Annotated in this window: 12 protein-coding genes and 1 pseudogene; 7 read left to right on the forward strand and 6 right to left on the reverse strand. The window is 45.4% G+C overall.

What is annotated here, in order from left to right:
• From HMPREF2983_RS06705 to HMPREF2983_RS06735, 5 genes and pseudogenes are all read right to left on the reverse strand, one after another.
• Window positions 1-373, reverse strand: a pseudogene (locus tag HMPREF2983_RS06705) (DUF975 family protein); the annotation flags it as partial.
• Window positions 374-455: 82 nt separating this feature from the next.
• Window positions 456-1,472, reverse strand: coding sequence for a branched-chain amino acid aminotransferase (locus tag HMPREF2983_RS06710; protein WP_025879715.1), 1,017 nt, complete (start codon window positions 1,470-1,472; stop codon window positions 456-458).
• Between the two features lie 711 nt (window positions 1,473-2,183).
• Window positions 2,184-2,381, reverse strand: coding sequence for an exodeoxyribonuclease VII small subunit (xseB, locus tag HMPREF2983_RS06725; RefSeq protein ID WP_070667473.1), 198 nt, complete (start codon window positions 2,379-2,381; stop codon window positions 2,184-2,186).
• Between the two features lie 5 nt (window positions 2,382-2,386).
• Window positions 2,387-3,679 carry an exodeoxyribonuclease VII large subunit gene (xseA, locus tag HMPREF2983_RS06730; protein WP_070667474.1) on the reverse strand — a complete coding sequence of 431 codons (1,293 nt, stop codon included), beginning with the start codon at window positions 3,677-3,679 and terminating at the stop codon, window positions 2,387-2,389.
• Window positions 3,676-5,085: a S8 family peptidase gene (locus HMPREF2983_RS06735; RefSeq protein WP_070667475.1), complete on the reverse strand. Its 1,410-nt coding sequence runs from the start codon at window positions 5,083-5,085 to the stop codon at window positions 3,676-3,678. Before HMPREF2983_RS06735 ends, xseA begins: the two co-directional genes overlap by 4 nt.
• 210 nt (window positions 5,086-5,295) lie before the next feature.
• Here HMPREF2983_RS06735 and HMPREF2983_RS06740 point away from each other — a divergent pair, with 210 nt between their 5' ends.
• Window positions 5,296-7,098, forward strand: a complete 1,803-nt coding sequence (locus tag HMPREF2983_RS06740) for a transglutaminase domain-containing protein (protein WP_139051418.1) — start codon at window positions 5,296-5,298, stop codon at window positions 7,096-7,098.
• Between the two features lie 51 nt (window positions 7,099-7,149).
• On the forward strand, window positions 7,150-9,282 hold the full coding sequence (locus tag HMPREF2983_RS06745; RefSeq protein ID WP_070667476.1) for a DUF3857 domain-containing protein: 2,133 nt from the start codon (window positions 7,150-7,152) through the stop codon (window positions 9,280-9,282).
• 450 nt (window positions 9,283-9,732) lie between these two features.
• On the opposite strand, the gene HMPREF2983_RS06750 is transcribed toward HMPREF2983_RS06745, so the two are convergent.
• A complete protein-coding gene (locus tag HMPREF2983_RS06750) occupies window positions 9,733-10,023 on the reverse strand; it encodes a GNAT family N-acetyltransferase (RefSeq protein WP_070667477.1) in 291 nt (96 codons plus the stop codon).
• Between the two features lie 202 nt (window positions 10,024-10,225).
• On the opposite strand from HMPREF2983_RS06750, the gene HMPREF2983_RS06755 reads away from it, so the two are divergent.
• From HMPREF2983_RS06755 to purT, 5 genes are read left to right on the forward strand one after another with little or no spacing between them, the layout of a single operon-like run.
• Window positions 10,226-11,611, forward strand: a complete 1,386-nt coding sequence (locus HMPREF2983_RS06755) for an MATE family efflux transporter (protein WP_070667478.1) — start codon at window positions 10,226-10,228, stop codon at window positions 11,609-11,611.
• Window positions 11,586-12,209: a cytidylate kinase-like family protein gene (locus HMPREF2983_RS06760; RefSeq protein ID WP_004371432.1), complete on the forward strand. Its 624-nt coding sequence runs from the start codon at window positions 11,586-11,588 to the stop codon at window positions 12,207-12,209. The genes HMPREF2983_RS06755 and HMPREF2983_RS06760 overlap by 26 nt, the downstream gene beginning before the upstream one ends.
• Complete coding sequence (locus tag HMPREF2983_RS06765) at window positions 12,206-12,715, forward strand: metallophosphoesterase family protein (RefSeq protein WP_004377290.1); 510 nt, start codon at window positions 12,206-12,208, stop codon at window positions 12,713-12,715. Before HMPREF2983_RS06760 ends, HMPREF2983_RS06765 begins: the two co-directional genes overlap by 4 nt.
• A 5-nt stretch (window positions 12,716-12,720) precedes the next feature.
• Complete coding sequence (rfbB, locus tag HMPREF2983_RS06770) at window positions 12,721-13,869, forward strand: dTDP-glucose 4,6-dehydratase (RefSeq protein ID WP_070667479.1); 1,149 nt, start codon at window positions 12,721-12,723, stop codon at window positions 13,867-13,869.
• A gap of 27 nt (window positions 13,870-13,896) precedes the next feature.
• Window positions 13,897-15,060: a formate-dependent phosphoribosylglycinamide formyltransferase gene (purT, locus tag HMPREF2983_RS06775; RefSeq protein ID WP_070667480.1), complete on the forward strand. Its 1,164-nt coding sequence runs from the start codon at window positions 13,897-13,899 to the stop codon at window positions 15,058-15,060.
• Window positions 15,061-15,066: the final 6 nt, after the last annotated feature.

Genomic DNA, 15,066 nt, shown 5'->3' on the forward strand with positions numbered 1-15,066 from the left:
CGGAGACTGTCGCATTTACTAATTTAAACTGCAGTAAACACCAGAGGAAAATATAAACATAATACAACAAGGTTGTAGTCAACACTCTTGGGAACAACTCTTTGTTGTAGCCCTCAAACAAGTCTTTTGCTGTTGCCTCTCCACCTCTTACAGCACCAAGGTAAAGTGTCTGATAGCCCCAATATAAAGGAAGTGCCAAGATAGATAGCACTACACCAATGAGATGCAGGATAGCAGGACTGTCCTTATCTCCTAAAAAAGCTTGGGTAATACCAATGATAAGTCCATAAGCTAAGGTAATAAGAACAAAGTTTCCCCATTTGTTTTCCAAGGCACTTAGTGCTCGGTTTTTGTAATTTGTAATACTGTCCATAGTATAAAATAAATTAATTGATGAGTAAATAATTTACATTCGACGGCACAAAGCCATCGAATGCGTATTTAGATTTAATAGTTTATCCTATGACAACCGTGGTCCAACCATGTTTATCCTCTATCGTTCCATACTGTATTCCACGCAGGGTTTCATAGAGTTTCGTTGACCATGGTCCCGGTTTTTCACCGAAGCTATACACCTTACCCGTATCCATATCGTCGAGATGTGATATCGGTGAGATGACAGCAGCCGTTCCACAAGCGCCTGCCTCCTCAAAAGTTTCAAGCTCATCCTCGGGGATTGGCCGACGTTCAACTTTCATTCCAAGGTCTTCGGCAATCTGCATCAGACTTTTATTAGTAATAGATGGCAGAATGGAAGTACTCTTCGGAGTAACATAAGTGTTGTTTTTGATACCGAAGAAATTGGCTGCACCGCACTCATCTACATACTTCTTTTCCCTTGCATCCAAATAGAATTCACTGGCATATCCCTTTTCATGGGCAATGGAATTGGCCTTCAAGCTGGCTGCATAGTTGCCCCCCACCTTATATTTACCTGTACCCAAGGGTGCCGAACGGTCGTAATCACGAATAATGACATAGGGATTTGCAGAGAAACCACCTTTGAAATACGGGCCAACCGGCGTCACAAAAATCAGGAACATGTATTCCTTTGCCGGGTGAACACCAACTTGTGCGCCCGTTCCTAAAAGCAAAGGACGCACATAAAGCGTGGCCCCACTCTCATAAGTAGGGATATATTCCTGATTAAGACGCACGACTTTCTTCACCATCTCAACGAAAAGGTCGGTTGGAACCTCGGGCATCAGAATGCCACGGCAGGTACTTTGCAAACGCGCTGCATTCTCTTCAACACGAAAAACACGCACTTTCCCATCGGGACAACGGTAAGCTTTCAATCCTTCAAAGGCTTCCTGACCATAGTGAAGGCATGTAGCTGCCATGTGTAATTTAATGTATTCATCAGAGCAAACCTCTATTTCGCCCCACTTTCCGTTGCGATAACAGCAGCGAACATTGTAGTCGGTTGGCATATAACCAAAGGACAAATTAGACCAATCCAAGTCTTTCATAACATCATTCATTAAATGTTCTACGTTTTAATCAAATGCAAAATTACGAATAAAAACGCGCATGAGCAACTATTTCCCCTTTGAACTTTACGCTTCCGCGGTCTATGTTTATCGCACAAAGCACCGTTAAGCCCCGAATAAAAACATTCATCATTACATGGAGAACCACAATGAACCTCATCATCTCCATTTCGTAAACCTTGAATTTCAATGTCATCAACGACTCATCAGCAACAACTGCCTGCCTCAAAAGACAAAAGTCACTTGTAAACTTATTTCAAACAAGATTTGCATTCGCCTCTCAAATTGATTATCTTTGCCGTAGGGAAAGTGTGCAGATGCTTTCCCTTTTTTCATGCCTAAACGCAACCAAGAACATAAAAAGCCTGAAAGTGCAGGCAAAATCATATGAAATCAGCATTCAACATGCGTCAGATCAGCCTGTGAAATGCGTCAGATTGCAAGCTTATATGACCTGAATGGCACGGCAACATGACGCTAATCAGCAGACTAAAAGCTGCAAAACAAAAAGCGAACAAAATGATTTTGTCCGCTTTTCTGAGTTTTTTCTTAAAATTTATTAATGAGAACAAGCCTCTGACAACATGCTGAAAGACACCGCCATTACGTCCTTTCGAGCACATCTCCACACTTATATTGCCAAACTTAGCCATGCACCACGTATTGCAGTTTACATGTCAAGAACGTGCATTATCCCTCTTTTCCCAAGATTTTCTTGATTTCGTTATCGGTTTTCGTGAGTTTATCTTTGCAGAGTTTTATCAGCTTTTGTGCCTTTTTCAACTGTTCTCCCATGACGTCAATATCAAGTTCATCGTTCTCCATCTGCTCCACGATATGCTCCAACTGCCGAAGAGCTTCCTCATACTTAAATTCTTCCTTTGCCATACGCTTTATTTAATGATTGAAGTTACTGTTCCTTTTTCAAGTCTCGTCACGATTTCATCGCCCGGTTTCAACTGCGATTTATCCTTCACAACATGCCCATTCAACGTTGTCATGCTATAGCCACGGCGCAACAACAAGGCTGGATCGAGCGCCTTGGCCCGCTGTGAAAGCAGGTCGAGCCGATAGTTCTCGCGCATCAACCGACGCTCCAGCCCCGGCTTTATGCGCTGTGTGAGGCTGTCAAGCAGGCGGTTTTCCTGTGCCAAGCGCTTCTGAACAGCCGATGAAATGTTGATGAAGATGCGGTCGAGCAGTGCTTCCTGCCGTCCTTTATACAACGAAAAGAGCATTGGTATCTTCTCTCCGAGATGCTGCAGACGTGCTTTTTCCATTTCCATTCGATGCTGAATGGTGGATAAAAGTTCGTTTTGTGCATCAAGAACTCGCTCATAAACACGCTCCAAATGGTCTACCAAGAAAGCAGCAGCAGCCGTAGGAGTCTTCACTCGTGTATGAGAAACCATGTCAAGTACCGACTCATCGCGGTCGTGTCCAATGCCTGTGATAATGGGAAGTGGGAAGTTTGCCACGTTCTCGGCTAACGAAAGGGTGTCAAATCCGCTCATATCGCTCGTGGCTCCACCGCCCCGAATGATGACAACCACATCGAAATCATCGACATTACTATTAATTTCATTCAGCGCTGCAATCACACTTTGTTCCACGCCTTCACCCTGCATGACTGCTGAAAACAGGCGAGTATGGAACTGCAGACCATAGGAATTGTCGGCCAACTGATTGCAGAAATCACCATAACCGGCTGCATTGGCGCTCGAAATCACGGCTATGCGTTGCGCAAAAAGTGGCATTTTAAGTTCTTTCTGCAAATCGAAAACGCCCTCAGCCTTCAGTTGATTGACGATCTCCAAACGCTTGCGAGCCATGTCACCCATTGTGAATTCAGGATTGATATCGGTCACAATCCATGAAAACCCATAGGCTTCATGGAAGTCGGGATATACTTTCAGCAACACTTTCAGCCCCGAACGAAGAGATTGTCCGGTAACTTTTTCAAACTTAGGAGAAAGCAATAGCCACTTGTTCTTCCAGCATTTGGCCGATGCCTTGGCTATCGGCGTGTTGCTGAACAGGTCTTTCTGTATCAGTTCCATGTAGCAATGGCCACGCACTTCGCGCAGTTCTGAGAGTTCAGTCTCAACCCAATACTCGTCATGCAACGTAGTTGAGATGACTTCTCGCACGAGATTGTTCAGTTCATAGAGTGACAATGCTTTCATTTCCGACCTGTATTATAGGCTTTCCAAAAGTCTGGAATGCCGTAACCATAGATATTATTTGGCGTCGTTACATTGTTTCCGCTCGATATAACAAGGTCGATAATCTCACGGGCAGTCTTGTTTGGCAGCGCCTGCCATAGACAAGCTACCATACCGGCAACAAGTGGTGCGGAGAAGGATGTGCCCATTTCGTCAACAATAGTACCCCGACCGGAGATGACAGACGTAGGACTTCCATAGGCCATCACATCTGGTTTGATACGTCCATCCTGCGTAGGGCCGACTCCACAGAAGGCAGCATTGATGCCCAACGGCGTAACGGCACCCACCGTGATGATGTCTTTTGCATCGGCAGGAAAGTTGATTTTCTTCCAGGTTCCCATGCCGTCATTGCCTGCACTGTTGACTAAGACAATGCCTTTCGAGGCCAACATGGAAGCCGTTCGCGAGATAAGCGTCGACAATCCGTCCATTTCGGCATAACGATGATTGGTCGATGCGTCGTCAAAATCATGATAGCCAAGCGACGAATTGATGATATCAACGCCCACAGAGTCGGCATATTCCACAGCTTCTGCCCAGTAATCTTCTTCTGCAACGCTTTCTGTTTGCCTGTCTTCACAACGTATCAACAGGTAAGAAGCATCGGGAGCAGTGCCTACAAAGACACCGGGAAGGTCGGTTGCCATCGTGGAAAAGACCATAGTTCCATGCTCTACTTCCGAGAAAATGCTCTTCGAACGAGGCACGACAAAGTCATTCTGTCCCACAATTCTGCACTTCTGCAAGCATGGAATGCGGTCAACATTCATGAAACCTGCATCAAGCACGGCTATCATCTTGCCCTTTCCACGATATCCGGCAGCGTGCATCTTGATGCCATTCAACGACTGTATCTGTTCCTTGGTGACTCCATAACGGTTGCTTTCTGCAATGGTATCCCAACGATTGAATTCCTTTTTGAAATTCACTCTGACTGAACTTCCAATAGAATCGGGCGAAGAAAACGTGCGAAGAACACTCTTCACAAAAGGCAATTTCAATAATCCGTACACCTTACCAGGATTGCTGCAACGCACAAGTACGGTGTTATTCCATTTGCTTTTGCCTACGATGCAGAGATCTTTCGAGGCAGCAATGGCATTCAGATAAACGTCATTAACAGGCAGATCGGTGGAGTCGATGGCGATATGCTGCCGTTTTCGCCGTTCAATGGCACGTGGCGAGAGGTATTCAGACGGGGCACTAAGCGAATATCGCGAATGGGCTTTGTCTTTCAATGTCACCCGAAACATGTAGCATTTTCCCCCGGGATAAGATATCATCTCGGTGCTGTTCACTCCTGCAATGGCGGAAACCATGCTGCAGAGAAACATAAACATGGACAGAATTAGCGTTTTGCGCATCAACACTTCACTTCATTTTCAGGCTTACAAAAGTAATATTTTATCTTGAAAACGCGAAGAAAAACAACTTAAAACGACCTTTATTGAAAAATAGTTACACATGAAAGTACAATGGAAAAAGATTTTAACTATCTTTGCAATTGAAATGCCTTTCAATGGCATTCGATTTATTTTTATACATAACTCAACATGAATTGCCATACAACACAAATGCGCTTATGGGCCGGAACCATTCTTCTGACCTTGTTTCCTACCTTCTCTCATGCCCAGAAATGGGACGATAAGGTTATCATTTCACAATGCAATGAGCAATATCTCATGACATTTGACCATGAAAAGCCTATTGTCAAGAACACAAAGAAAATCATCTACGAGTCTAATTCGGCCATAACGGTGACCCCGGAAACCGCAGTCTTCTACGGCGAATACATCACTTTAGACGATGTTTCGGGTCGAGGAGCGAAGCTATACAAGAACATTACGCCCGAAAATGTATTCTATGACGACACCAAAGCGTGTATCATCAGGGGGTATATCGACAAGAAAGGCGAAACCTGTAAAGCCTCCTTTGAACGTACTTTCAAGGATCCGAAGTACTTCTGTCGCGTATATCTGCTTGAAAACTACTTCGTTCGAAACAAGACACTGACGATAACCATTCCCAAACAACTGTCAAATTATCGCATCAAAGAAATGAATTTCAAGGGCTTCGGCATTGAGTCGAGCCACAAAACAACTTCAGAAGGCGAAGTATATAGCTATACATTGCACAATACTGACCGCATGAAAGAAGACAAGATGATGCCTCCTGCATCGAATGTCTACCCTTATCTGCTCATCATAGGTTCGTTCCCGGATGTCAATGCACTTTATTCCTGGTCGAAAGAAATGGCAGATGTGGACTGCACGATACCCGATTTAAAGGCTTTATTGCAGGAAATCAATGCACAGAGCAAAACAGATGAAGACCGCATCAGCAACACTTACCACTGGATTCAAGACCATATTCGCTACGTTGCCTTTGAAGCTGGCATCGCAGGACACCGTCCGGATACGCCCAAAGAGGTGCTCCGTAAACGCTATGGTGACTGTAAAGGCATGGCCTTATTGCTGAAGACACTGCTCAAAGCACAAGGTTTCGATGCCCGACTCACCGATATCGGAACCAACGAAATACCTTTCAAGATGAGCGAAGTGCCTACACTTGGCAGTGCCAACCACGTTATCTGCACCCTTTTCCATAAAGGAAAAACGTTCTATATTGATGCCACCTGCAATCACATTCCCTATACCTATACACCGCAACACATACAGGGTTCGGAGGCAATGATAGAGAATGGAGACAAACCTTTGCTGCAGATTGTGCCCCAACAGAAGGCTGATGCCTCAATAGACAGCCTCGCCTACCAATACCACTTGCAGGGTGATGCGCTCGCAGGGAAAGCTACCTACCAGCTTCGGGGCGACATGAAAGAGTGGTTCATGAGCATTATTGATGACGCTGGCAATAAGAACAGCGACGACATTCTGGCCAACAACCTCAATGCCGACACGCACAACATGACCGTCAGTGACGTGAAATGGACAGATCAGGATGCCCGACATGAATGGGCACGCTTTACGGGAAACGTTGTCAACAAGCCTGCCGTGCAACAGATGGACGGTGAAATCTACATTGAACTCAACCCACACAACAACCTTTTCGACAATAGGATAGATACTACCGGACGTAGTAACGACTATTATTTCCCCGTGCGTTGCAACATTGTCCGCCAGGCTTCACTGCTTATTCCCACGGGTTATAAGGTGGATTATCTGCCCCCTTCGGCCAAATTCTCTACGCCCGAAGGTATCCTCACGTGTCATTTCAGCCGAAAAGGAAACACTATTCTCTTCCACCAAAAGATGCAAATCAACCATCGGCGCATTCCTCTTGCCAACATTCCGAAATGGAATGAAGCCGTAAGTAAATGGAAAGACGCCTGCAACGAACAAGTGGTGCTGAAGAAATAGCATAGAGAATGCAGAACAAGAAAATACTAACAAATAAACAAACCTACACTTATGAAGAAACTATTTACACTGCTGCTGTTGGCCGTCATAGCACTGCCGGCATTGGCTTTTGACGACAACGATTATCAAAAATTCGTCAAAGAAGTGAAACAAGACGTATGGGGAAGAAATCTTCCACAGTTCAACAACCGCACAATCCCTGCCCAATACAAGAATGAATCGGCCGTAATTCTGGCACGCTATGAGGAATTAACCGTCGACTTAAGCAAGAAGTTCAACGTCTTCGCCTTTGGAAATCTGAAGCAGAACACGGCAGTTTATCTCAAACGTTACCTCATTAAAATCAATGACAAGGCTGCTCTTGACAAGTTTTCCACGTTTGATTTCCGCACATATGACCGCTCATTCAACGAATTTATGCTGCGCGAAGACCACCGAACCGTGCTCGGTGTGCGCGTCATCAAAGCCAATGGAACCGTCAAAGAAGTGAGCAGTGACGAATATCAAGATGATAACGAAGGCAAGAAAGGACAGGAAAAGCGGGCCAAATTAGCCGTACCCGACCTGCAGGTTGGCGACCTGATAGACTACTTCACCTATGACTTTGACGTGATTAAAGAGGATAATCTTGATCCAACGCTATTCATTTTCCGTGCCGACTACCCGATACTTGACTATCAAATTCATTGTGCCATCGACAAGAAACTCTGTACACAATACCGCACCATGAACGGTGCACCGGACTTCAAGTCGGGTCAGAATGGAGACAACATCACCTTGGATGCACATGTGAAAAACATAGACAAGACATTGCCGGATTATGCCTTTAATCCTATTGCACAGGCCCCTTTCACCTTATTATATGTGACGAACACCAACGTCGGACTGTACTATACACCCGAGAGTGCAAAGCAGAAAGGACTGCAGGCCAACCCTGATGCCAAGGTCATTCAAAAGGATGCATGGCAGCCCTGGTCTGACTACAAGCTGAAATGGACGCTTTACAAAAAGCTGAACAAAGTGGTAAAAGATGCCAAGAAGCTTAAAACTGACGAGGAAAAAGCCGACTATGTATATAATTATATGGTGATGCAGACGCTGCTTTTCAAGCGTCCTTACGAAAACGCCTATAACTTTTCAACGCTCTTTCCAAGTATTCTTGACCGTCTGAAAGTGGAATATGGACGCGGCATCACAACCAGTTTGTACAATGAACCGCTTGATCAGCTCATCAATTACAGCGATGCAACGCGTTTCATCATACTCAAGAACGGCAAGTGTTACTTCCCTTTGAAGCAGTCTGTGGGTGCAAATATCATTCCGTCAATCTATCAGAACCGAGATGCCTTGCGTACCGATAAGCCTAAAAAGTTTGCAAAAGGCCCATTCACATCATTCAAAATTGCCGGCAGCGATGCTTCAGACAACATAGAAACAGTAGACATAGACGCGGCAATCGACGGTGGAATGATGAATATCCGACGCCAGAATACAATGTCGGGTTGCGAGAAAGAAGATATCATTCCAATATATACTACAGCCGAAGAACTCGTCAAGGCGTGGGGTAAGCCCTATGAATTTACAACCTTTTCCGATGCTTACAGCTATAAGGAAAGCGAAGCAAAAGCACGGGCTGCAGAGCGTGCAGAGCAGGATAAAAAAGACATTCCGGAGAACTTCGCCAAGGAGATTAAGGCTTATCATGACAAGGCTCCCGTGAAAATCAACGGCACGAAAGTGCTTAACTTCGGTGAAAACAACTTGCCATTCTCCTATACTGTGGACTATCAAATGGACGGATTGGTGAAGAAAGCGGGTCGAAACATCGTGGTTTCCGTAGGACAATTGTTCGGACAACAGACCCACATAGAGGGCAAAGCACGTAAACGTGACATGGATTTGATTTACGATTATCCGCGCTCCTACAGTGTTACGCTCAATCTCAACATTCCTTCGGGCTACTCAGTTGCACAGGAAAGCCTTCAAAAACTCAACAACCACATCGACAACGAGGCTGTAAGATTGACGACAAAAGCCGAGATAAGCGACGGGAAACTCGTCATCATCTTCCAGAAAGTGTATAAGCAGCAGCGTGTTCCTGTCGCAAAATGGGAGCAAGTTCTTAGCATGCTTGACCGTGCCTACGAGTTTACGAGCCAGCAAATCATCCTGAAAAAGAAGTAAAGAAAAGTCTTTCCAACCTTTGCTTTGCCCTGTCTTTTGCATTCATCTGTTAAGAATGAACACGTCAAGGCAAAGCAAAGGCAAGGGAAAGGCCTTTATGTTTATTTAACAAAATACTCAAAATATCTGACAAAACAAATTCTCTTGTCGTATCATTTCTAAGATATGGCTTTCTCTTTTGCATCATATCATCGGGCAACTCAAGCCGTATCACCTTGCAATCTGACGCATTTCGCATGCTGATTTGATGCAGATGAGATGCTGATTTCATATGACTTTATCCGCATTTTCAGTCTTTTCACATCTCTTGTTGTGCTTAGGCATGAAAAAAGGGAAAGCATCTGCACGCCTTCCCTACGGCAAAGATAATCAATTTCAGAGGCGAATGCAAATCTGCAATGAATTTAGTTTACAATTCTCACAGTGCACAACACCTTCTAATATCTTATCTCACTTCTCGGCATTCACGTCATCATAGCTGCTGTGACGGACAAACTGAACAGCTACATACGGACAAATGGCGCGGATTTTCTTCTTTTCATGTCGGGCAAAAGCCACGGACGCATCAAGCAGTGCACGTGCAATGCCACGTCCTTCAAAGGCTTTTTCGACCACGGTATGCGTGATGCCAAAACACTGTTTGTCATCCCATTCATAATCAAGATGACCGATTTCAACTCCGTTTTCAACCGCAACGAAACGGCCACCTGCTGTTTGTTCTTCTTGTTTTATCTGCATCATTGTTTGCTTTAAGTGACACTTAACCTATTCATCTCCATGAGAGCAAAACGCTTGCCAACTTCTTCTGCATGACGGTCTGACAGAAGTCATCGCGCAGATAACGGCTGATGAAAGGCTTAGTCCTGTCTCATCTACGCCTTTTTCCTTGTTTTTCCTCTTATTAAATAAGGTGGAAATCAAAATAATTTCGTATTTTTGCATCATGGATAATAAAGAAGCTACACTGAAATTAGGTACGGAACCCGTTGGAAAACTATTGCTGCAATATGCTATGCCGGCGATAGTTGCCATGTCAGCAGCGTCGCTTTACAACATTGTTGACAGCATTTTCATCGGTCAGGGCGTTGGTCCGTTGGCCATTTCAGGCCTTGCCATCACGTTCCCTTTCATGAACCTGTCAAGTGCTTTCGGTGCAGCTGTAGGCGTAGGAGCGTCAACACTCATCTCCGTGAAACTCGGACAAAAGGACTACAAGACTGCCGAAAACATCTTGGGGAACACGGTTACGCTGAACCTGATCATTGGAATAGCCTTCTCCGTAGTGTCACTTTTATTCCTTGACCCTATCTTGAAGTTCTTCGGAGCAAGTGAAGCCACACTGCCTTATGCCCGCGACTACATGCTGATTATATTGATTGGAAATGTCTTTTCGCATATGTATTTCGGCATGAATGCCGTGCTTCGTGCTGCCAGTAAACCGAAACAAGCCATGTATGCCACGATTTTCACGGTCGTGATGAACACGCTTCTCGATTATATCTTCATCATGCAGTTTGGTTGGGGCATACAAGGGGCAGCCTATGCCACGGTGCTTGCCCAAGTGATGGCACTCATGTGGCAACTCCATCTCTTTAACAACAAGAAAGAACTGCTGCATTTTGAGCGCGGAACTTTCGGGCTTCGGAAGGATTTAGTGAAGAATATCATCAGCATTGGCATATCGCCTTTCGCCATGAACGCATGTGCCTGCATGATTGTTATCTTTATCAATCAGCAGCTCGTTCGCTATGGCAGCGACCTTGATGTGGGTGCCTATGGCATTGCAAACAAGGTTTCTTTCGTCTTCTTGATGTTCGTCTTGGGCATCAATCAGGGCATGCAACCGATTGTAGGTTATAACTATGGCTCGCAACAATTAGACAGAATGATTCGTGTTGTGAAGCTTTCTATCATGTCAGCAACATTGGTTGTAATCATAGGTTGGCTCATCGGAATGTTTGCCCCCTATTATTGTGCACGGGCTTTCACCAAAGATGCCACGCTCATTCAATTGGGCATGAAGGCTATTCGGTTAAGCATGATGCTCTATCCCGTGATTGGAAGTCAGATGGTTACTGCGTTTTTCTTCCAGAGTATCGGTAAAGTGAAGGTCAGTATCTTCCTTTCTTTGTCGCGACAACTCATCTTCTTACTGCCGGGTCTGATTGTATTTCCACTCTTTGCAGGCGTAGATGGCGTGTGGTATGCCATGCCGTTCTCTGACGGGTTCGCAGCAATTATCGCGGTACTGATGTTGATAAGCTATATGAAAAAATTCAAGAAACAACATAAAGAAATACGACATGGAAAACAAGAAAATGATTATTAACATAGGAAGACAGATAGGTAGCGGTGGAAGAATAATCGCCAAGCAACTTGCAAAAGACCTGAATTGCACGTTCTATGACCGAGAACTGCTCAACTTGGCAGCCAAAGAAAGCGGCTTCAGCGAGAAGTTCTTCGAACAGAATGACGAGCGAAAGGGATTTCTTCATTCGTTGTTGCATGTCAATGTGCCGCTGATGGGCGAGAATAACTTCTATAAGAACGACTTCTCTCAAGAGGGACTGTATCAGTTTCAGAGTGATGCCATCACCAAAGCTGCCCGTGAAGGCAACTGTGTTTTCGTGGGAAGAACGGCCGATTACGTGCTGCGTGACTTTCCAAATACGGTGAACATCTTTATCACGGCATCGTTTGAAGAACGCATCAAGCGCGTTTGTGAGCGTCAGCAACTTACGGCTGATGAAGCCATGAAATACATCAATGCGCGCGAAGAAGCCCGTTCCACCTATTATAATTACTATACAGGCAAGCGTTGGGGAGCTGCCGAGAGCTACGATCTCTGCGTAAGCAGCAGCATCTTAGGCCTTGATGAAACCGCAACTTTCATCACTTCATTCATTAAAAAGCGTTTTGAGAAATGACAAAAGTAGGCATCATCAGTGACACACACGCCTATTGGGACGACAAATATGAACTGTATCTCGGTGAATGCGACGAGATATGGCATGCCGGTGACATTGGGTCTGTAGAACTGGCCGACCGCTTTGAAGCCATGAAACCTGTCTTTCGGGCTGTCTACGGCAATTGCGATGGCTATGATCTTCGGGCACGTTATCGCGAAATTCTGCGCTTCAAATGTGAAGATATCGATGTAATGATGAAACATATCGGGGGCTATCCCGGACATTATGACCGTTCGATTGCACCGAAACTCTTGGCTTCTCCGCCCGATTTATTTATCTCAGGGCATTCCCATATCCTTAAGATTATGCCCGATAAAAGCCTCAACCTGCTCCACATTAACCCCGGAGCAGCCGGTATGCAGGGTTGGCATAAGGAGCGGACATTAGTTCGTTTAACCATAGAAAGCAATAAATTCACGGATTGCGAAGTTATAACATTAGGACAGAAACAAACAAAATTATAAACAATATGAAGACATATCTCGTGACTGGTGCCGCTGGTTTCATCGGCGCAAACTACATTAAGTATCTCCTTCACCGTAAGTATAAGGAGCAAGACATAAGGGTTATCATTCTCGATGCACTCACTTATGCAGGCAATCTCGGTACTATCAAGGACGACATTGACGGTAAACGCTGCATATTCGTTAAGGGAGACATCCGCGACCGCAAGCTTGTTGACCGCCTGTTTGCTGAAAACGACATCGATTATCTCGTCAATTTTGCAGCTGAAAGCCATGTAGACCGCAGCATAGAAGACCCTCAATTGTTCTTAAGTGTAAACATCTTGGGCACTCAGAACCTGCTCGATGCAACCCGCAGAGCATGGGTTACGGGCAAAGATGCCCAAGGTTATCCCACATGGAAACCAGGGAAACGCTATCATCAGGTGTCAACCGATGAGGTTTATGGCAGTCTTGGCGCTGAAGGTTACTTCACTGAAAAGACTCCTTTGTGTCCACATAGCCCCTATAGTGCCAGCAAAACAAGTGCAGATATGTTTGTTATGGCCTATCATGACACCTATCATATGCCGACAACTATTACCCGTTGTTCCAACAACTACGGCCCTTATCACTTCCCGGAAAAGCTGATTCCACTCATCATCAATAATATTCTGGAAGGTAAGAAGCTTCCTGTGTATGGCGAAGGACTCAATGTTCGCGACTGGCTTTACGTGGAAGACCATTGTAAGGCGATAGACTTAGTGGTGCGTGAAGGTCGTGAAGGGGAGGTTTACAACGTCGGCGGACACAACGAAATGACCAACATTGACATCGTAAAACTTACGATTAAGACCATACATGACATGATGGAAGCCGACAAGAGCCTACGTTCCGTGCTCAAGAAGAAAGTAGAAGACGCACAAGGAGACCTTGATATCAGCTGGATTAACAACGACTTAATCACTCATGTGACTGACCGTCTCGGCCATGATAAGCGATATGCCATCGATCCTACAAAGATAAAGGAAGAGCTTGGCTGGTATCCTGAGACTAAATTTGCCGATGGTATCGTGAAAACTATCAAGTGGAACCTTGACAACCAGCAATGGATTAAGGAGGTGACCAGCGGAGATTACCAGAAATACTACGCCGAAATGTACGGTAACAGATAACCATTTAATTGATAATATCCCCCAACCATGACAAAGAAAATCATGCTTTTGGGCTCCGGAGAGCTTGGAAAAGAGTTTACGATTGCAGCAAAACGCGCAGGACTTCATGTCATTGCATGTGACCGTTACAATGATGCGCCGGCCATGCAAGTGGCAGATGAGCGCGAAGTTTTCAGCATGTTAGACGGTGATGCCCTTGCCGCTGCGGTCGAAAAGCACCGTCCCGACATCATTGTTCCAGAGATAGAAGCTATCAGAACAGAGCGACTTTTCGACTTTGAAAAGCAAGGTATCCAAGTCGTTCCCTCTGCCCGGGCAGTCAACTTCACGATGAACAGGCGCGCCATTCGAGACCTTGCATCGCGCGAATTAGGGCTTCGTACGGCCAAATACTTCTATGCCAAGACCTTTGAAGAGTTCAAACGGGCTGCCGATGAAATAGGTTTTCCATGCGTGGTGAAGCCATTAATGAGTTCAAGTGGGCACGGACAAAGCTACGTTCATAATGATGATGAACTGCAGGCTGCCTTTCATGAGGCCATGGAAGAGGGACGGGGAGACGTTAAAGAGGTTATCATTGAAGAGTTTATCGACTTCGATTCCGAATTCACCTTGCTCACTGTAACCCAAAAGAACGCACCGACCATCTTCTGTCCTCCTATCGGTCACGTGCAAAAAGGAGGTGACTATCGTGAGAGTTGGCAGCCTTATTGCATCACAGAAGAGGCCTTGAAGCAGGCGCAACACATGGCAGATGAAGTCACAAAATCACTGTCAGGATATGGCCTTTGGGGTGTAGAATTCTTCATGACCAAGCAGGGGGAAGTCATCTTTTCAGAACTAAGTCCACGGCCACATGACACGGGAATGGTCACTTTGGGACACACTATAAACCTCAACGAGTTTGAACTTCACCTGCGTGCCATTATGGGTTGGCCCATTCCTGCTATCCACTTAGAGCACAACGGCTGTTCAGCTGTCGTTCTCGCCAAAGAGAATGCAGACCATGAACCTACATATGATCTCATGGAAGCACTGAAAGAAGACCGTACCCGCGTTCGAATATTCGGCAAACCCGACCAGCATAAGGGTCGCAGAATGGGCGTTGTGCTGTGCTATGGCAGTCTTGATGCCGACATGAATGCCCTCCGTGAGAAGGCAAAACGCTTGGCAGCAACCATTATCAAATAAGGGAAA

Origin of the sequence: Prevotella sp. HMSC077E09 (assembly GCF_001814685.1) — a bacterium.
GTDB lineage: Bacteria > Bacteroidota > Bacteroidia > Bacteroidales > Bacteroidaceae > Prevotella > Prevotella oris.